Genomic DNA, 18,033 nt, shown 5'->3' with positions numbered 1-18,033 from the left:
TCACTCCACAAAATTCTCAAAAGCCCGGGGTTCCCTGACGCCAAAAAGGAGCCAGAAAAACCCAAAAGCATTCAGCACAAGGGAAACCCAGAACACCATTCCGTATCCGAAAAGATCAGCGAGTTTTCCCCCAAGAATTGGAGCAAAGAATGCCGGGAACCCGGAGAAGAAACTCCCCCATCCCAGGTACAGCCACCGCCGGTCTCTGGGGGCAAAGTCGAGGAGAATCGCCATCCCACCCACCGAGATGGCGCTGTAGTTCAGTCCCAGGAATCCAAAGGCGAGGAAGAAGTACCAGGGAGAAGGGGCAAAAAGCGCCCAGAAATTGCTCAAGAGGATCGCGAGGGCCCCGAAAAGGACCACAAGCTTGTGCCCCTTTTTATCCCCCAGGGGTCCCCAGAAGAAGTTCGAGAGGGCCTGGGACACAAGAAGGGTGGCGTTGTACTGGGCGACGAAGGTATCGGGAATGGCAAAGCGCTGCAGAACCGAAACCGTGTAGAATGCTGCCCCCATGACCCCCAGGGCCAGGAAGACTCTGGCGATGAGGAAGTGCAGGAAATTGGGGTCTTCCTGGACGATGCGGGAGAAGGAATGAAGGTACCCCCCGCGCTCATCCACAACCTCCCCATCCTCTTCCCGGGTAAGGGAGAGGAAAATGTACGATACCCCCATGGCGAGAGAAGCCAGGAAGAAGCACAGAGCGAAATTCCAGGCAAAGGGGTACGTGGCGATGAAGTGCTCGGCCAGCCTCGACCCCCAGATACCCATGAGCGCACCAATCCCGTTCCCGCAGGCAAAGTACAGCCCAAAACGGGAGGGATGGATGACCTTCCCGATCATTTCCGTCCAGATGGGGCCGAGAAACCCCATGGCCGAACACGCTATCCCGAGGAGGAAAAGAATCAGAAAGAGCGCCAGACGAGGGAAGGGGACAGCGAGAAATGTTGCCACCAGGGCGATGCCGAAAAAGGGCAAACGCTCAAGAAGCGTCACCCGGAGCAGGAAAGGGAGCTTCCGCCGGAGCCTCCGGGAAACCTTTGCTCCGGGAAGGGCAGGAAGCGACCACCCAAGGTACGCCAGAGCCGGGATGAGCCCGATTTCAATGTTGCTGGCGCCGAGGCGCCTGGCAAAAAGGGGGAGGAACGTCGTCACTGACCCAAAAGCGAGGGCCAGAGAAAAAAAGGCATAGTCCAGAGAATCCACGAAAAAGTTGAAGATGTAGTCTCGCCGCGAAAGCATCAGTATCCCCGCCCCAGAAGCCGGTATCGGTCATAAAGGGAAGGAGAGATTTCCTCGAGGAAACGGGAGGGCTTGCGCAGTATTGCCCTTCCCCGTCCCCGCTCCGCCATGATAGGGTAGCAGAGAAAGAGGTGATCCTTTGCCCTGGTGCAGGCAACGTAGAAGAGCCGCCGCTCTTCCTCAAGGTCCTCCTCCTCATTGAGGGATTGGGGTGAGGGGAAGGCCCCCTCACAGAGCCACACCACAAACACGCAGGCCCACTCGAGTCCCTTGGCCTGGTGAATGGTGGAGAGGATGACCCGCTCATCCTGAGGTGCCCCTGCCACCACTGTTTCGGCCTCCATTTCCCCAAGGAGGGCGAGTTCACTCAGGAACGATTCTAAGGAAGCGTACCTTGAAGCGAAGCGGGCGAGTTCTTCAAGGTCCTCAAGGCGTTCCCGGGCGTCGGGGTATCGGCTTGCAAGGTACTCCCGGTAGCCACCCTCAAGAACGGCTTCAATGGCCAGAGCCGGGTCCTTCTCAAGGTCCTCAAGGCGCACGAGGAGCCGGCGAACACCCTCCACGCTCCCCCGACCCGAAGCAGGCAGAGCAAGGAGCACATCGGGACGCTCCAGGGCAAAGATTGGGTCCTCTGCCTCCCGAACCACCTGCCAGACGATTTCTGCGGTTTTTTGCCCAATGCCAGGGTAAAGCCGCAGCACCCGTTTCCAGGAGATTTCGTCGTAAGGGTTCACGATGATGCGAAGGTGCGCAATGACATCCTTGATGTGGGCACGCTCGAAAAACCGGAGCCCCGACCGAACCTCAAAGGGGATGCCCCGACGGGTGAGCTCCATCTGGATTTCCATGCTCTGGTAGTGGGCCCGGTAGAGCACCGCTATGTCGTTTAGGGCATACCCCCGCTCCCGCAGCTCCAGGATTTTCGTGGCCACAAAGTCCGCCTGTTCCAAAACGTCCCGGAGGGCGACAACTCGGGGCTTTTCTCCTGAGGTCCGCACCGGACGCAGCACTTTGTGGAACTGACGGGTGTTGAAGGTGATGACCTCGTTCGCTAACCGCAGAATCTCCGGGGTACTCCGGTAGTTTGTCTCGAGTTTGTAGATTTTGCAGTCCGGGTACCTCTTCGGAAAGTCGAGGATATTGGCAAAGTGCGCCCCTCGAAAGGCGTAAATACTCTGGGCGTCATCCCCCACCACGAGGAGATTTCGATGAACCTCAGCAAGAAGGTCCACAATTTCTGCCTGGAGGAGATTAGTGTCCTGGTACTCGTCAACGAGAATGTGCCGGAAGAGCTCGCCATACTTCCTCCGGGTTCTTTCATCGTTTCGCAAAAGTTCGAAAAAGTACACGAGGAGATCATCGTAATCCATCACGTTGAGACGCCTTTTCCGCTCCTGGTAGAGGACGAAGAGATGGGTGACATGACTTGCCCATTCCAGAAACTGCGGGTAGTACCTGTCGAGAATATCCTCAAGGGATTTGAAGGTATTCCGGCTTAAGGTGATGATGTTAAGCAAAACCTCGGGTTGAGGGAAACGGCGCCGGGTAAGATCGATACCGAGCTCCTCCACGCAGACCGCAAGGAGGTCCTTCTGGTCCTCCCGGTCGAGGATGGTGTAGTTGGGCTCGTACCCGATTTTCTTCGCTTCCCGGCGCAGGATGAGGTTCCCGATGTGATGGAACGTTCCCCCAAAAAGACGGGACATGTCCACTCCAAGGAGGCACTCCACCCGGTGGAGCATCTCCCGGGCCGCCTTGTTCGTGAAGGTGGCAAGGAGAATGGACTCCGGAGGCACTCCCTGTTCGATGAGATAGGCCACCCGGTAGGTGACGGTGCGGGTCTTGCCGCTTCCTGCCCCGGCAATGACGAGCATGGGGCCCTCCCCGGCAAAGACCACCTGTTTCTGCTCCTCGTTGAGCTCCCGTTCGTAATCCACCCGGAAATTCGAGAGTCGCATAGTACTCTCCTGTTACTGCTTTCTCTGGGTGAAATCTTCAGGGGAAAAGAGATAGGTCCGGTTGCAGAACGCGCAGTGCACCTCTGCTTTCCCCTGGGTCTCGAAAAGTTCCCGCCGCTCTTCCTCACCAAGGAGAAGCAGGACATTCTTCGCCCTCCGGCGGGAACATCGGCAGCGGTACCGGAGGGGATCCTTCCCCACAATCCGGTACGGAAGACCGGAAAAGATGAACGCCGCGATGTCCTCAGGGGTTTTCCCCTGGAAAAGCTCGTGGCTCACCGGCCCGAGACGGGAAATATTCTCTTCCAAAGTAGCGATGACGTCAAGCGGGGTACCCGAAGGCGTGTGGATGATGAACCCTCCCGCCGAGAGTACTCTCCCCCGCCTCCCCACATAGACCCCGGCACTACAGGCCGAGGGCAATTGCTCTGAAGAGGCGAAGTAGTACGCCAGGTCGTAGGCGATGCCACCCCGGGGCATGGTGATGCTCCCCATGTATGGTTCCCCAAACCCCAGGTCCTTCACGACAAGGAGCTTCGACCCTGCTCCCACGGCATCCTCCACATTGAGCTTTCCCTGTTCCTTTGAGGGGAGAATCACCCAGGGCTGCGACACGTACCCCCGGACCTCACCTTTTGCGTTCCCCTGAACGAGTATCCCCTCTAAAGGTCCCTGACATTCAATCTGGAGGGAAATTCGCTGGTTCTCCTTCATGGTGAGGCCGAGAATTCCGACAAGTGTCAGCGCCCGCCCCAGGGCAGCCGTGGCCACAGGGGTGGTCCGGTGGAGCCTCCTCGCCCGCTCCACAAGGCGAGTGGAACTCGCCACGTACCCGAGAACCTGCGTACCCTCCACCACTACCCGAACAACGTAGTCTTCGTGCATGGGTATGCCTCCTTCACGACTTCAGAAAGCGGAGAATCCGTCGCGCCGCCAGTGCCGAAACCCGAGCAAGACGCGCCTCCACATCCGCCACAACCTCCTCCGCCACCCGCTCGTCCTTCGTCCGGTTCACCAGAACCCCACAGATGGCTCCAGCCCTCAGCCCGAACACCCGGGCGAGCACGAAAAGCGTCGCCACTTCCATCTCGTAGTTCAGCACTCTGAGTGCCTGCCACTCCCTGAGGCTTCCCTGGAAACTCCGGAGAACATACCGGGAGAATGTGTCGTACCGTTCCTGTCCCGGGTAAAACGTTGCCGAGGAACAGGTGACGCCCAGATGGTACGGAACCCCCGCTTCCTCACAGGCCTCCTGAAGGAACACCACCGTCCTCCAATCCGAAACCGCAGGGTATTCCACGGGGGCGTAATGGAGGGAAGCCCCGTCAAGGCGCACCGCGCCTTCGCTCACGACAAGATCCCCCACCGCAATATCCGGCTGAATCGCCCCACAGGTTCCCACCCGGATAAACCACTGAATCCCCAGACGGGCCAGCTCCTCAACGGCAATGCTCAGAGAAGGTCCTCCAATACCCGTTGAGACCACAAGGATTTCCCCTTCCTCCCCTATGGCCAGAGCGCTCTTGAACTCCCGGTGAACGGCAAGAATCCTCACCTCCCCGAAGGCGCGGGCCAGGACCTCAACTCGCTCCGGAGCCCCGGGAAGGAGCGCAAGACGCACGCCCTCCACATCCTTCTCGGTAAGTGCCAGATGATACGCCCGGTACACTGCCTTCACCTCCTCTCTATTTTCGGATAAAATACACAAAAGGAGAAGAGGCCATGGAATGCCAGATCGCGCTTGAAGACGGAACGACTATTCTTGCGACGCCTGGGGAAACGCTTGAAGACATCATCAGGCGAGTGTACCCGGAAAAGTACCGTTTTTTCCTTGCAGCGCAGCTTGATGGGGAAATCGTTGACCTCAGTAGCCGGGTGGAAAAGGACCACACGGTGGTCTTCTTCCCCTTCGGGCACCCTGAAGGGCGGCGCACTTACGTCCGGAGTCTGCTTTTCCTTCTAAGTTATGCTGTATCCCAGGTCCTTCCCGGGAAGAGACTTCGTGTCCTCCACTCCATGAGCGATGGACTCTTCTGCGAGGTCGAGGATGCCGAACACAACCTCTCGGACCTCCTCGAGACCATCGAAAAGGTCATGCGGGAGACCATCGCCCAGGACCTCCCTATTGAGCGGGAAGTGGTTAACTGGGAAAAGGCCATCCACATCTACACCCGTAGAGGACGGGAAGACGTGATACGGCTTTTCCGTTACCTGAGAACCCCGGCCGTGCCCCTGTACCGCCTTGGCGATTTCTACGACCATTACTACGGTCCCCTCTGCCCCCGAACGGGATACCTCACCTCCTTCGGTTTCGTCGTTGTCCCTCCGGGGTTCATCGTCCAGTTCCCCAAAGACGACACAGGAAAGCTCCCACCATTTGTCTTTCGCCCCAAGCTCTTCAGCGCCTTCAAAGAAGCGGCGCAGTGGGGGAAGATCATGAACATCGAGAACGTGGGGGAACTGAATGAGGCCATTGCCCGAGGAGAGGGGAAGGAAATCATCGCCATCGCCGAGGCGCTCCATGAAAAAAAGATTGCCCAGATTGCGGACCTCATCACCCAGCGCAAGGGGAGCCTGAAGCTCGTGCTCATCGCCGGCCCTTCATCCTCAGGGAAAACGACCTTCACCCGGAGGCTCTATACGCAGCTTCGGGTCAACGGCTGGAGGCCCATCACCATCTCCCTTGACGACTACTTCCTCTCCCGCCACGAACTCCAGGGCTCTGTCCAGGACTACGAGAGCCCCGAAGCCCTGGACCTTGAACTCTTCAGAGAACAGCTGCTCCTCCTTGTCGCAGGAAAGGAAGTCGAAATCCCCCGCTACAACTTCATCACCGGAACGCGGGAACCCCGGGGGATTCGCAGCCGCCTCGAAAAGGACGGCATCATCCTCGTTGAGGGGCTCCATGCCCTGAACCCCCGGCTCTCCCAGGACATTCCGGAAGAGGAGAAGTTCAAAATCTACGTCAGCGCCCTCACCACCCTCAACATCGACGACCACAACCGCATCCCCACCACTGACTGCCGGCTCATCCGCCGGATCGTGCGAGACAGCCAGTTCCGCGGAAGTAAAGCCGAGGAGGTCTTTGCCACCTGGCCGAAGGTTCGGGCTGGCGAGGAAAAGTACATTTTCCCCTACCAGGAAGAGGCCGACATCATGTTCAACTCTTCGCTCATCTACGAGTTCTGTATCCTCCGCCAGTACGCCGAGGCGCTCCTGCGGGCCATCACCCCTGAGAGTCCGAGTTACCTCGAGGCCTACCGCCTGTACTCCTTCCTCAACCACTTCATGCTCCTCAACCCGTCCTTTGTCCCCTCAAACTCCATCCTTCGGGAGTTCATCGGCTGAGGTACTCCGCCGTCCGGCCTCCTCAAGAAGGATCAGAGCCGACTGCAGGAGGACTTCGCTTTCCTGGGTGAGGGTTCTCCCACGGAGTTTCTGAATCTCCCTCTCAAGCCTCTCAACGATGTCTTCCTTTTCGGGCATTCGGGGAACGGCCACAACGGTCCTGCGAGGGAGGTCCAGGGTGTCCCCAAAGGCGGGGACTATAGCCTCAAAACCCTTCTCGCGCAGAGCCTGGGCAAAGGCCTCCGCAATCTCCTCTTCTCCATGGGTGACGAGGAAAACGGGACGGCTCCTGAAATACCCCACCCAACGGAGGAGGTCCTCCTGGTCCCCATGGGCGGAAAAGCCGTTGATGGTGGCGATGCGGGCTCGAACGGCGATGTCCTCATCGAAGATGTGGACGAGCTTTGCCCCATCAACCAGTGCCCGTCCCAGCGTCCCCCGGGACTGGAAGCCCACAAAGACCACGATGGTCGTTGCTTTAAAGAGGTTGTGCTTCAGGTGGTGGAGAATGCGCCCACCCGTGCACATACCGCTTCCCGCGAGGATAATGGCGTGGTCAAGGTCATTGAGAGCTTTTGACTCCTCAGGGGTGGTGACGTAGGTCAAACCCGGAAACCCGAAGGGATCGTCGTCCTGAAGATGGAGTCTCTCCAGCTCCCCTGAGAGGAGGTGCCGGTACTTGAGGTAGATGTCGGTCGTCTGCTTCCCCAGGGGGCTATCAAAGTACACCGGGCAATGCAATCCCACAGAGTCCCGGAGCAGGCGAATCTCGTAAAGGACCCGCTGGGCCCGGTCCACCACAAAGGTAGGGATGAGGACCTTGCCGCAGGTCCCCATGGCGTCCTGCATGACCTGGGCGAACTCTCTCCGGGTCTCCTCAAGAGTTTTGTGGCGGCGATTCCCATAGGTTGACTCTATAACCACAAAGTCGGCCTCCTCGATCACCGGGGGAGATCCCTCCATGACGTTCCCGAACTGCCCAATGTCCCCCGAAAAGACAACCTTCGTCCCCTCACCCCAGACCTCAAGCACCGCGGCCCCAAGGATATGGGCGGCATCCCGGAAGACAAACTCCACGCCTTTTTCCTCGGCAATTTCGTCGTACCCCACTGGCTCAAAAAGCTCCAGGGCTTTTTCCACTTCCTCTTCCCCGAAAAGCGGAGCAATCTCCGGCTTTCCCGAGCGTCTCCGGCGACGGTTCTCCCGCTCCACTTCTTCTCTCATGAGCTTTACAGTGTCGTAGAAGAGAATTCGGCAGAGCTCTATGGTGGGGAGGGTGGCGTAGATTTTCCCCTGGAAACCTTCCCGGACAAGGAGAGGAATTCTCCCCGAGTGGTCCAGGTGGGCATGGGTGAGGAGGACAAAGTCGATGTCCCGGGGAGCAAAGGGGAAGGGTGGTGCATTCCGGTTTCTTTCCCCTCCCTGGAACATGCCACAGTCAACGAGGAAGGTGACGTCTTTCCCCCGAACAAGGTAACAGGAGCCAGTCACTTCACGGGTGGCACCAAAGAAGGTGATTTCCACTACACAAGCCCCCTCTCCACAAGGCCTCGAAGGAAAGCCCGAAACTCCGGTGCCAGGTCTTCTCGGCGCAGGGCAAAGGCCACGTTGGCCTTGAGGTAGCCGATTTTACTCCCCACTCCGAAGTACTCCCCCGCAAAGCGATACCCGTATACCGGTTCTTTCTCAAGAAGCCTCCGGATGGCATCGGTGAGCTGAATCTCTCCGCCTTTCCCAGGAGGGGTCTGTGCCAGAGCATCGAAAATCGAGGGGGACAGGATGTACCGCCCCACTACCGCAAGGGTTGAGGGCGCTTCTTCGGGTTCTGGCTTTTCCACAAGATCCTCAATAACGTACAGCCGGGGAGCAATCTCTCTCCCCTTCACAATCCCCCACTGGGTAACCTCCTCTCTTGGGACCTCGATGAGAGCCACGTAGATTCCAGGACGGTCCGTGAAAAGACGAAGCATCTGGGCAAGACAGGGGGTGTCACTCACGATGATGTCATCAGGGAGAAGGACGGCAAAGGGTTCCTCTCCTACGAAGGCTTTCGCCTGCCACACGGCATCGCCAAGGCCCCGGGGGGATTTCTGCCGGACGTAGAAGATGTGGGCGGAGTTCCCCACCCCTCGGATTTCCTCAAGGAGGTGTTCCTTCCCCCGGTTTCTGAGCTCCTGTTCAAGTTCCACCGCAAAGTCAAAGTAGTCCTCAATCGCCCGTTTCCCCCGCCCGGTCACAAAGAGCAGGTTCTCGATACCCGATGCTACAGCCTCCTCCACCACGTACTGAACCGCCGGCCGATCCACGATGGGGAGCATTTCCTTGGGCTGGGTTTTGGTCGCCGGCAAAAGCCGTACTCCAAGCCCCGCCACCGGAAGCACCGCTTTGCTAATCTTTCGTTCCATCCTCTCCCCCCTTTCGGAGGTAATGGAAGAGCACCAGGAAAATCCCGACTCCCAGGAGGTAATCTCCGATACTCGCTACGAAGGCCCGGCGAAAAACGAAAGAGAAATACGGGATGATGTCCCCGAGGAAGTTCAAGCGGGTCGAGGGGCCCATGAGGACGTACTCCGGGTAACGACCTGCCCTGAGGTGCCCGGCAATGGTTGCAAGACCAAGACGCTCGGCAACTTCAGCCGAGGCAGGCATCCGTCCCCCGTTGGCGAGGACCACAAGGAAGTTCAAAAAAGCTCCCAGGCTCACAAGGGGCATTCCGAAAAGCCGAATCCCAAGGAGCGTTCCCACAAAAACGAGAGCCATGCCGAAAGTCTGCAAAAGAGGAACGAAGTTTGCCCGAAGACCAAAAGCGGCAAAGCGAACACCAAATCCTGCCACCACCACCCAGAAAAACGGTAGTGGCACCCGGGAAAGCCGTGTGAGCTTTCCCCCAAAAAGCAATCCCAGGAGGAGTCCGGCAAGGAAAAAATCAAGGAGAATCACGGCGCCACGCTCCCGAGGAAACGAGGTCTTTGAGAACTGCAAGGATTTTAGGGTCGAAGTGCCCCTCTTCCTCGTTCTCCATGATTTCCAGTGCCTCGTCCACCGTGTACGCCCTCCGGTAGGGCCGCTCTGAGGTTAAGGCATCGAAGACATCGGCAACAGCCACAATCCGGGCTTCAAGGGGAATCTCCTCCATCTTTCGGCCTTCCGGGTACCCATGACCGTTGCAGCGCTCATGGTGCGTGAGGATGATTTCCGCTACCCGCCGCAGAAAATCCACGTCCTTCACAATCCGGTACCCGATGAGGGGGTGTTCCTGGATAACCCGGTACTCTTCAGGGCTCAGTCTCCCGGGTTTACTCAAAATGGTGTCGGTGATGCCGATTTTCCCCACATCATGGAGAATGGCGGCGTACTCGATGACCTCCTTCTCCTTCCCCGAAAGGTTCAGGCAGTCGGCAATGCGAAGGGCAAGCTGAGCCACCCGGGCAGAGTGTCCCCGGGTGTAGGGGTCTTTGGCGTCCACCGCCGCGGTGAGGGCCCGCAGAAGTTCAAGGTGCATTCTTTTCGTATCCACGAAGAGCTTGAAGGAGTACCGGGCCACAAGAAGGGGCAGGAAGAAGAGGGCAATACCCACATAGCCCACGTAGTTATAGACAAAGTACAGGAGAAGGGAGAAAGGGAAGAGGGCGAAGTACTGGAGAAGGATACCGTTGATGCTCTGCCGCCAGATTGCTGTCAGGGGGACGTTACTGCTCAGAGAAACCACGGTCAGGACGAGCAATACGTTACACAGAAAAAAGATCCCAATGGAGGCGCCAACCGCAAGGTAAAAGAGGGGTTCATTCCAGTGGAAACCGTACCCCCCCAGGCGCTCAAAGACAAGACCCGAAAGAAAAGCCGAAATGGCATACTGGGCGCCGTTGAAAAGGCTCTTGTACCATCGGGACTTCAAAGTTCCGGAAAATGCCGCTACAAAGGCGATGAGAGTAGCCAAAAAGGGTGAGGAAAGAAGGATTGCGGCGTAAAGAGGAGCAAAGCTCACCGAAATGGCCGCCTCAGGCCGCAGATACACCGGGAGGAGTTCCGCCACAAGGGTCAGGGTGGTGAAGGTCGCAAAGAGCGAGAGAAGGTGAGGCGACCAGGAAAGACGAAGGAGAGAAAGCCCCAGAATTCCAAGACCCGTCCCAATGACACAGCCCAGATAGAGGAAAAATACCAAACGCTTCATTAACGCCACCCTTCAGGGCGGGCCAACAGGGAAGGTCAAAGGTCTACCTCCAGGTGAAACCAGCCCCGCTGGCGAGGATGATGGCCAGCAGGCCAAGGAGCACGCTCAGGACCTTCGCCATTGTGGACCCTCCTTCGTGTGTTTCTCATCCCCTTCCGCTTCCTGGGGATGGCAACCGCTCCGCTCATGGTGAAGACGCTGTTGGCCCACCCTCTTCCTCCTCGAAACGCTCTATATGGAATACCAGTTTCCGATTGACGGCATCAAGAGTTGCCCGGGCAACAGCCTCGTAGATATCCTCCCGCACCAGGGCCGTCCCCACAAGAAGGTCTTCTTCTCTCCTTGCCCCGGGCTGGGCGTAGTCCACAAAGGTCAGGACAACCTCGATGTCCCCGAGGTGGTGCGTGGAGACATTGTGGAGCACAAAAAGGGTATCCCCCACAATCTGATTGAGGCAGTTGAGTGTGGCTCTGGCAACCAGAAAAGCATGGCTTCGAACCCGGGAGGCGCTCTCTGTGGCCACCCCCTTGTAGGTTCGCTCCCCAAGCTTCACCTCAACCTCAACCTGGACGGTGTCGGGGGTCTTCTTCCACCCCAGGCCCCAGAGAACCAGGCGGGGAACAAACCACCGGGTTTCTCCCTCAAGATCGAAGGTGACGACGCTAACTTTCTTGTGGTCCACATCAAGGCCAAAGCGGGCTTTCAGCAGGGTCTCGATATCCCGGACAAGGAGCTTGGGAGACTTCGTCGGCCGGGCCAGGACGTGGATTTCCTCGATAGCCGTCTCCCCCACAACCCTGGCATTGAGGACACCCTCAAGGCACTCAATGGCCTTTTCTAAAGCCCGGGTATCGATGCCCTTTGCCATGGCTCAGTAGACAAGGTCGATGAGACCATAATTCCCGTCTTTCCTCTTATATACCACCTGGACCTTCTCCTTATCAAGGTCCTTAAAAACAAAAAAGGTATGCCCCAGGAGTTCCATCTGGAGAATCGCGTCCTCAAGGCTCATGGGTCGAAGGACGAACTCCTTGACTTTAACCACCCGGTCAGAAACCTTTATCTCCTCGGTTTCGCCGGGAACCTCCTCAAGCGCCACGAGCTCCTCTTTCCTCAAAAGGCCTTTGCGTTCGAGTTTTTCCTTGTGGCGCTTGACCTGACGCTCGAGTTTCTCCAGGACTTCATCAAAGGCCGTTCTCCAGTCGGGTCCCTCGCCTTCCCCTCGGAGTACCACTCCGCTTGCGGTCATGGTGACCTCAACTTTTATCCGTCCACGTTCCGAGTAAAAATGCACCGTCGCGTCCAGGATACGCTTAAAGAAGCGCTCAAGCTTTGCGAGTTTCTTCGTCACGTGATCCCGGATAAAATCGGTGATTTCGACGTTTTTCCCTCGCACCACAATTTCCACCGCTTCAACCTCCCCGTTTCATGGAATTGGCTCCACCACAACGGCTTCCAGGCACCGTGGAACCACAGCAGGGTCAAAAACCCCGGCACCCCTTGAGAAGGTGTTGGCAAGACCACAGGCTGTAGCAAAGCGAAGGGCCTCTGCAAAGGGTACCCCCTGGGAAAGACGAAGAACGAGCACCCCAACAAGGGTATCCCCTGAACCGATGAAATACTCCCCGTGGACGGCCTCCTTGAGCCTCACAGACCACCGTTCCCCTTTCCAGGAAGCCACAATTCCCCGGGGACCATCGGAGAGCACCACGCATGCCACTCCCTTTTCCTCAAAGAGGGCCACAGCCCTGAGCTTATCCTCGAAAGAACGGATGGGAAAACCAAGGACCTCTTCAGCTTCTTTCACATTCGGTTTTACCATAAATAGCGGATTTTGCAAAGCCCTCCTCAGCGGTTCCCCCGAGGTATCCACAACCACCCGCACGCCTTTTCCTGAAACTCTTCTTGCGCATTCTGCGTAGAAATCGACCCGTAGTCCCCGGGGGAGCGATCCCGAAAGGATGAGATAATCCCCTTCTCCGAGGTACTCTTCAAGGAAGCGGAGGCATTGCACCGCCTGAGCAAGAGGCACTAAAGGTCCGGGCTCGTTAATGACCGTGTGCCGCCTGGTTTTCTCTTCATGAAGGACGGTGGTGATCCGCGTTTCCTCCCAAAGCGGCCAGAAGAGAAAATCAAGGTTCTCTCTGCGCAGGCTTTCAACCATTATCTCCCCCACTCTTCCTCCAAGGAAAAGGAGGAGTTTTGCCTTTCCACCGGCCCGGTGGATTGCCCGAGCCACGTTCACTCCCTTTCCCCCAGGAGTCACGGTGACATCCCTTGCCCGGTGAACCTCATCAAGGACAACCTCATCAAGGACAAGGAGACGATCCAGAGCCGGGTTAGCGCAGAGAACGAAAATCACAGGGAGTGCTCCTCCAGGAAAATCTCCACTTCTTCCTGGGTCGGCAGGGCCGGGATGGCACCCTTTCTGGTCGTGGTGAGCGCACCAACGGCGTTAGCCCGCCGCGCTGCGTGGTACAGTGCGTCTTCAGGAATGTTTTTCCCATCCCGGAGGTCCCTCCAGAACATGTACAGGGAACTCAGGAGCCCAGCGACGAATCCATCCCCTGCTCCTGTAGTGTCCACCGTGGCCACGGAAAACCCGGGAACCTCAAGCCGCTTTTTCCCGCTGACCACAAGGCACCCCTTCTTCCCCAGCGTCACCGCAATGAGGGCAAGGCGGTACCGCTCTTGCAAAAACTCCAGGGCCTCCTCAAGGTTTTCGCTTGCAGCGATGAATCTGGCCTCTTCCTCGTTCACTTTGAGGACATGAGCTTTCTCAAGCCCCTGGCGCATGCGGAACCGGGCCTCTTCAGGATCCTTCCAGAGCTGCAACCTGAGGTTGGGGTCAAAGGATATGAGGTACCCGTACTTTTCAGCAAGCCCCAGGGCTTTTAAGGTTGCACTGCAGGCAGGTTCATGGGTCATGGTGATGGAACCAAAGTGGAAGACCCCGCTCCCCTGAAAGCACTCCTCGGTGACGTCACTCTGGTCAAGAAGGGTATCCGCTCCCGGATCCCGGTAGAAGACGAAGTCCCGTTCACCCTCTTTCGTGAGGGAGACAAAGGCCAGAGTGGTTTTGGCCTTTTCTGTCATAGTGAGAAAGCGGGTATTGACGCCGTTTCGGGCCAGGGTCTCCCGCAGAAATTCCCCAAAGGCGTCCTTTCCCACCTTCCCGATAAAGTAGGTCTCGATCCCGAGTCTGGCCAGCCCCACCGCGACGTTGGCCGGGGCTCCTCCAGGAGCCTTCTCAAACCCCGGGGCGTCCTTCAGCGTCACACCGCTTGCGGTGGAAACGAAATCGATGAGGAGTTCCCCAAGGCACAGTGCCTTCTTGTCGAGAGACACCAAAGTCTATCACCTCACTCTGCAATTCTCCGGTAGAACGGAGCCAGTACCGGATAGAGGTCCCGCCAGATACGGTAGAGGTGCTCGTACCTTGCCATAAGGTGCTCATCGGGGAGGACCTTTTCAGTCACTGCCACAGCCCGGGCACAGGCTTCCTCGACGTTCCGGAAGACTCCTCGCCCCACAGCAGCAAGGAGTGCAGCGCCAAACGCTGGACCCTCGTCCACCTTCACGCCAAAGAGGGGCACCTGGTACACCGCAGCCTGGATTTTCCGCCAGAGCGGGCTCTTTGCTCCACCACCGATAGCCCGGACTTCCTCAATGGGGATGCCCATCTCCCGGATGATTTCGAAGGAGTCCCGCATACCGAAGGTCACCCCTTCCATCACTGCCCGGACGAGGTCGTTCTTGCGGTGCTTCAGGGTGAGACCGAAGAAGACACCCCGGGCAAAGGGGTCCGCATGAGGCGTTCGTTCCCCGGTGAGGTAAGGAAGAAAGAGCAGCCCTTCGGCTCCAGGAGCCGATTTTTCTGCCTCTTCACTCAGGAGTTCATATGCATCCTTTTCAAGGAGCATAGCCATGTTCTTCTCTTCAAGCCCTAAAACATCCCGGAACCACCGGAGAGAACCCCCCGCCGAAAGCATCACGCCCATGACATGCCATTTCCCGGGGACCGCATGGCAGAAGGTGTGCACCCGACCTTTTGGATCCACCCGAACCTCGTCGCTAAAAGCAAACACCACTCCCGAGGTACCGATGCTTGCCGAGACCAGCCCGGGCCTCACGATACCTGTACCGATGGCCCCTGCCGCATTATCCCCGCCACCGGCAACCACAAGGACGTCCTCCCGCATCCCCAGAAGCTCTGCGACCTCCCGTTTTATGCGTCCCGTCACTTCAGGCGACTCAAAGGAGGGCGGAAACCAGGAGGGGGAGAAATCCAAAGCCCTGATGAGTTCCTCCGACCACTGTCTTTTGGGAACATCAAAGAGGGAGGTTCCTGAAGCATCGGAGACATCGGTGGCAAATTCTCCTGAAAGCCGGAAACGAACGTAGTCCTTGGGGAGGAGCACCTTAGAAATTCTCCGGTAGACCTCCGGTTCGTTGTTCTTCACCCAGAGGATTTTCGGGGCGGTGAAGCCGGGAAGAACGGGGTTACAGTTAATGCTCATGATGCGCTCAAGACCAACTCTTTCTGTGATTTCCTGGCATTCCCGGGCCGTCCGCTGGTCGCACCAGAGAATCGCCGGGCGAAGAACCTCACCCCGGTCGTTCAGAAAGACCGAACCATGCATCTGGCCTGTGAGGCCGATACCGGAGACATCCCTGGGGTCAATCCCTGAAATCTCTAAAACCTTTTTGAGCGCCTGTACCGTCCCCTGCCACCAGTCTTCAGGATTCTGCTCGGCCCAGTTCGGGCGAGGGGTGTACAGAGGGTACTCGGCCACGCCCTTCCCCCGGAGTTCCCCTTTCTCGTCGATAAGGACAACCTTGCACCCTGTCGTTCCCACATCAATCCCCAGAAAGTACTCCATACCCTCCCTCACCTCCGAAGGTCCTTGAAGGAAAGCTCTCTTTTGAGGAATTGTACCATATTCTCCGTCGCATCTTTTCCCGAGAACTCAAGCCTTTACACTCTCTTGTTCGCAAGATACAATGGAGAAGGGCGAAGAACATGAGCCAGGAAAGTCTTTTGGACCATGTGCTGACGAGGCTCCAGAGCTTTGGACCCCGTCCCTCGGCTTCTCACAAGGAACGAGAATTCCTCCTTTTCGTCCAGGAAACCCTTGACCATCTTGGCCTTCAGACAGAACAGGAGGGCTTCCGGGCACCAGCCACCTACACCTGGGCGTACCTGGTGTTCTGGCTTGGGCTTGCCCAGGCAGGTCTTGTCCTCCCCCGCATTCCGCTTCTTTCGGCCATCTCAAGCCTGGTGCTCCTTGTTCTTGAGTACTTTGAACTCTCAACCTTTCCTCTTGTGAGCTGGCTCTTTCGCTTCCACACTTCAGGCAACGTCCTGGGGAAAAATGGCGAAGACCCGGAGGTTGTCCTCCTGGCCCACGCCGATTCCGCCACCACCTCGATCTTCTTCCATCCCCGCTTTGTCACCAGTCCCCGGGTATCCCTGCTTCTTTTCATCATTGCATCGCTTGCCATTACGGGAGTGAGCGTGCTCGCCGTATTCTTCCCCCTGAAACTCTGGTTCTGGATCGCCCTGCCCTTTGCGCTTTACCTCCTCTTTCTCGCCTTCGGGCACCTCCACCGGGAAGTGGCCATGCCACCCTCCCCCGGGGCAAACGACAACGGAAGCGGCGTGGCCGTGGCGTTAGAGCTTTCGCGAATCCTCAAAGACCAGGGAATCCCTTTCTGGGTTGTGGTTACGGGAGCCGAAGAATCAGGGAACTGGGGAGCTCTGCATTTCATTGCAAAGCATGGGCCGAAACTGCGGGGAAAGCCCATTATAAACCTTGATAACATAGGGAGCGGGAGGCTCACCCTGGCTACTCAGGAGGGTATGTGGAGGATTTACGAAGCTTCACCGGACCTCGTTGCGGAGTTCCGGAAGCTCTCCCTGCCCTTTCTGGCCTTTCGGCCTTACCTTGGGCTTTCTACCGATGCCACCCCCCTCCTTGCCCGGGGATTCACTGCCGCAACCATCATCGCTCTGGGAGAACAGGGATTGCCGGTGAACTGGCACTGGCACACCGACACCGTGGAGAACCTTGCAAGAGACAATCTGGAAAAGGCTGTACAGCTTGTGCTTTCGTGGATAGCGCGCCGCCATGAATCTCCTGCAAAGCGTTGAGCTGCTCCTTGCCATTCAGCGAGTTTCTTCGCCTTTCCTCGACCTCCTCATGCGGGGAATTTCCCTTCTGGGGAGTGAGTTTTTCTACTTCGGTGTCCTCGTCCTCCTTTACTGGAGGACACAGAGAGCCTTTGCCATACGCCTGGCCTTTGTGGTCCTCGTTTCGCTTTATGCGAACTTCCTCCTGAAAGCCCTCTTCGCCCTTCCCCGTCCTGCAGGAGCGGGCTTGCGCATCCTTGAAACCCCTGAGGATTTCTCCTTCCCAAGTGGCCATGCCCAGTCGGTTGCCTCCTTCTGGCTTTTCCTGGCGTTTTCCCTCCGGGAACCCCTCTACTTCTGGCTTTCAGGAATCTTGACGTTTTGTGTCGCTCTCTCTCGAATGTACCTTGGGGTCCATTATCTTGGGGATGTAGTCTTCGGTGCCTTTCTGGGCATGTTCTTCGCCTGGTTCCTCGCCCGGTTTTTCACCAGGGTCTCCCTTCCCACTCTGCGTCCCTGGGCAGCGGGAGCACTGCTTGTTCTGGGAAGCCTGATGCTCTTCCTCTTTGCCCCGACCCCTCCTGCTGTGAAAGTCGCGGGGTCTCTGAGCGGGGCACTCTCCGGGTACTTCCTCACGACACTTCTTGGGCTAAGGGAGAGGCCGCTTGAGCTGAGAGCATACCTCTGGGGAGCGGGAATGGTCCTTGCAGTGTACCTGGGAGGAAAAATGGTCCCGTGGAACGGTGCGCTCTGGCTTTTCGGACGGTACTTCCTAGTGAACTGCTGCGCCACTTTCTTCGTTCCGCTCCTTGTGGAAAGCATGAGGAAACGGAGGGATTGGTAGAGGCCCCGAAACCCTGGATGTTGATTTTTCCAAAAATTTCCTCTCCCGCGGAATAGAAAAAGGGGTGTCGACGGCAAGTACTGCTTTTGCGTTCTGGTGCTGGCGCGATCAACCCGGACGGTGGAGTGGTCTCCTGAAAAGGCGAGGGAAAAAGCTCCAGAAAGAACACAATAATGAGGTTATCCTTGGGAACGCTCAGGGAGAAATTGTCCCGTGGATGATGAGGTGTTGCGCTTCTTCGGATCGAACAGGAGGGTCAGGAGGTGCTCCAAACACTCTGTGAGGTACTTTTCAGGAAATGCGTGGGTCAAGTGTTCTGGAGGTCGTGGTTTCTCAAGGC

At 57.5% G+C, this 18,033-nt stretch carries 16 protein-coding genes; 3 read left to right on the top strand and 13 right to left on the bottom strand.

The annotated features are described in order from the left end of the window. Genes ACPT9Q_RS05595 through udp form a run of 4 tightly spaced genes read right to left on the bottom strand, consistent with a single transcriptional unit; the run spans position 1 to position 4,866 of the window. The gene (locus ACPT9Q_RS05595) at positions 1–1,239 is read right to left on the bottom strand and encodes an MFS transporter (RefSeq protein ID WP_427366660.1); all 1,239 of its coding nucleotides are present in this window, start codon (positions 1,237–1,239) and stop codon (positions 1–3) included. Further along, on the bottom strand, positions 1,239–3,197 hold the full coding sequence (locus ACPT9Q_RS05590; RefSeq protein WP_427366659.1) for an ATP-dependent helicase: 1,959 nt from the start codon (positions 3,195–3,197) through the stop codon (positions 1,239–1,241). Before ACPT9Q_RS05590 ends, ACPT9Q_RS05595 begins: the two co-directional genes overlap by 1 nt. Before the next feature lie 12 nt (positions 3,198–3,209). Next, on the bottom strand, positions 3,210–4,082 hold the full coding sequence (gene hslO, locus ACPT9Q_RS05585; RefSeq protein ID WP_427366658.1) for an Hsp33 family molecular chaperone HslO: 873 nt from the start codon (positions 4,080–4,082) through the stop codon (positions 3,210–3,212). Between the two features lie 13 nt (positions 4,083–4,095). Next, on the bottom strand, positions 4,096–4,866 hold the full coding sequence (gene udp, locus ACPT9Q_RS05580; protein ID WP_427366657.1) for a uridine phosphorylase: 771 nt from the start codon (positions 4,864–4,866) through the stop codon (positions 4,096–4,098). A 53-nt stretch (positions 4,867–4,919) separates the two neighbouring features. Between udp and ACPT9Q_RS05575 the strand changes: the two genes are divergently transcribed. After that, a complete protein-coding gene (locus ACPT9Q_RS05575) occupies positions 4,920–6,545 on the top strand; it encodes a hypothetical protein (RefSeq protein ID WP_017873290.1) in 1,626 nt (541 codons plus the stop codon). On the opposite strand, the gene ACPT9Q_RS05570 is transcribed toward ACPT9Q_RS05575, so the two are convergent. The 9 genes from ACPT9Q_RS05570 to xylB all read right to left on the bottom strand — a co-directional run bounded on the left by ACPT9Q_RS05570 (position 6,513) and on the right by xylB (position 15,599). Then, positions 6,513–8,069, bottom strand: coding sequence for an MBL fold metallo-hydrolase RNA specificity domain-containing protein (locus tag ACPT9Q_RS05570; protein WP_427366656.1), 1,557 nt, complete (start codon positions 8,067–8,069; stop codon positions 6,513–6,515). The genes ACPT9Q_RS05575 and ACPT9Q_RS05570 overlap by 33 nt on opposite strands. Further along, a complete protein-coding gene (galU, locus tag ACPT9Q_RS05565; RefSeq protein WP_427366655.1) occupies positions 8,069–8,950 on the bottom strand; it encodes a UTP--glucose-1-phosphate uridylyltransferase GalU in 882 nt (293 codons plus the stop codon). Before galU ends, ACPT9Q_RS05570 begins: the two co-directional genes overlap by 1 nt. Continuing rightward, positions 8,934–9,485 (bottom strand): DUF5317 domain-containing protein, encoded by a 552-nt coding sequence (locus tag ACPT9Q_RS05560; RefSeq protein WP_427366654.1) that lies wholly within the window; start codon positions 9,483–9,485, stop codon positions 8,934–8,936. Before ACPT9Q_RS05560 ends, galU begins: the two co-directional genes overlap by 17 nt. Next, positions 9,472–10,716, bottom strand: coding sequence for an HD-GYP domain-containing protein (locus tag ACPT9Q_RS05555; RefSeq protein ID WP_427366653.1), 1,245 nt, complete (start codon positions 10,714–10,716; stop codon positions 9,472–9,474). Before ACPT9Q_RS05555 ends, ACPT9Q_RS05560 begins: the two co-directional genes overlap by 14 nt. Before the next feature lie 184 nt (positions 10,717–10,900). Beyond that, the gene (locus ACPT9Q_RS05550; protein WP_427366651.1) at positions 10,901–11,584 is read right to left on the bottom strand and encodes a hypothetical protein; all 684 of its coding nucleotides are present in this window, start codon (positions 11,582–11,584) and stop codon (positions 10,901–10,903) included. A gap of 3 nt (positions 11,585–11,587) precedes the next feature. Beyond that, a complete protein-coding gene (gene hpf / locus ACPT9Q_RS05545) occupies positions 11,588–12,124 on the bottom strand; it encodes a ribosome hibernation-promoting factor, HPF/YfiA family (RefSeq protein ID WP_017873673.1) in 537 nt (178 codons plus the stop codon). A gap of 18 nt (positions 12,125–12,142) precedes the next feature. Then, complete coding sequence (locus ACPT9Q_RS05540) at positions 12,143–13,078, bottom strand: 1-phosphofructokinase family hexose kinase (protein WP_427366649.1); 936 nt, start codon at positions 13,076–13,078, stop codon at positions 12,143–12,145. Then, positions 13,075–14,064, bottom strand: a complete 990-nt coding sequence (locus ACPT9Q_RS05535) for a carbohydrate kinase family protein (protein ID WP_427366723.1) — start codon at positions 14,062–14,064, stop codon at positions 13,075–13,077. The genes ACPT9Q_RS05540 and ACPT9Q_RS05535 overlap by 4 nt, the downstream gene beginning before the upstream one ends. A 14-nt stretch (positions 14,065–14,078) precedes the next feature. Beyond that, positions 14,079–15,599, bottom strand: a complete 1,521-nt coding sequence (gene xylB, locus ACPT9Q_RS05530) for a xylulokinase (RefSeq protein WP_427366648.1) — start codon at positions 15,597–15,599, stop codon at positions 14,079–14,081. 140 nt (positions 15,600–15,739) lie between these two features. Here xylB and ACPT9Q_RS05525 point away from each other — a divergent pair, with 140 nt between their 5' ends. Continuing rightward, positions 15,740–16,870: a M28 family metallopeptidase gene (locus ACPT9Q_RS05525; RefSeq protein WP_427366647.1), complete on the top strand. Its 1,131-nt coding sequence runs from the start codon at positions 15,740–15,742 to the stop codon at positions 16,868–16,870. Beyond that, the gene (locus tag ACPT9Q_RS05520; protein WP_427366646.1) at positions 16,848–17,693 is read left to right on the top strand and encodes a phosphatase PAP2 family protein; all 846 of its coding nucleotides are present in this window, start codon (positions 16,848–16,850) and stop codon (positions 17,691–17,693) included. The genes ACPT9Q_RS05525 and ACPT9Q_RS05520 overlap by 23 nt, the downstream gene beginning before the upstream one ends. The last annotated feature ends 340 nt before the right edge of the window (positions 17,694–18,033 follow it).

It is taken from the genome of Candidatus Caldatribacterium saccharofermentans (assembly GCF_050267035.1).
Classification (GTDB): Bacteria; Atribacterota; Atribacteria; order Atribacterales; family Caldatribacteriaceae; genus Caldatribacterium; species Caldatribacterium saccharofermentans.
The sequence above is the reverse complement of the archived record's forward strand: the minus strand, read 5'-3'. Positions and strand labels throughout refer to the sequence as shown.

Bases quoted from the DNA above. Each gene is read 5' to 3' on its own strand.
- ACPT9Q_RS05595 (WP_427366660.1), bottom strand. From the start codon at position 1,239: ATGCTTTCGCGGCGAGACTACATCTTCAACTTTTTCGTGGATTCTCTG.
- ACPT9Q_RS05590 (WP_427366659.1), bottom strand. From the start codon at position 3,197: ATGCGACTCTCGAATTTCCGGGTGGATTACGAACGGGAGCTCAACGAG.
- hslO (WP_427366658.1), bottom strand. From the start codon at position 4,082: ATGCACGAAGACTACGTTGTTCGGGTAGTGGTGGAGGGTACGCAGGTT.
- ACPT9Q_RS05575 (WP_017873290.1), top strand. From the start codon at position 4,920: ATGGAATGCCAGATCGCGCTTGAAGACGGAACGACTATTCTTGCGACG.
- galU (WP_427366655.1), bottom strand. From the start codon at position 8,950: ATGGAACGAAAGATTAGCAAAGCGGTGCTTCCGGTGGCGGGGCTTGGA.
- ACPT9Q_RS05555 (WP_427366653.1), bottom strand. From the start codon at position 10,716: ATGAAGCGTTTGGTATTTTTCCTCTATCTGGGCTGTGTCATTGGGACG.
- ACPT9Q_RS05550 (WP_427366651.1), bottom strand. From the start codon at position 11,584: ATGGCAAAGGGCATCGATACCCGGGCTTTAGAAAAGGCCATTGAGTGC.
- xylB (WP_427366648.1), bottom strand. From the start codon at position 15,599: ATGGAGTACTTTCTGGGGATTGATGTGGGAACGACAGGGTGCAAGGTT.
- ACPT9Q_RS05525 (WP_427366647.1), top strand. From the start codon at position 15,740: ATGAGCCAGGAAAGTCTTTTGGACCATGTGCTGACGAGGCTCCAGAGC.
- ACPT9Q_RS05520 (WP_427366646.1), top strand. From the start codon at position 16,848: ATGAATCTCCTGCAAAGCGTTGAGCTGCTCCTTGCCATTCAGCGAGTT.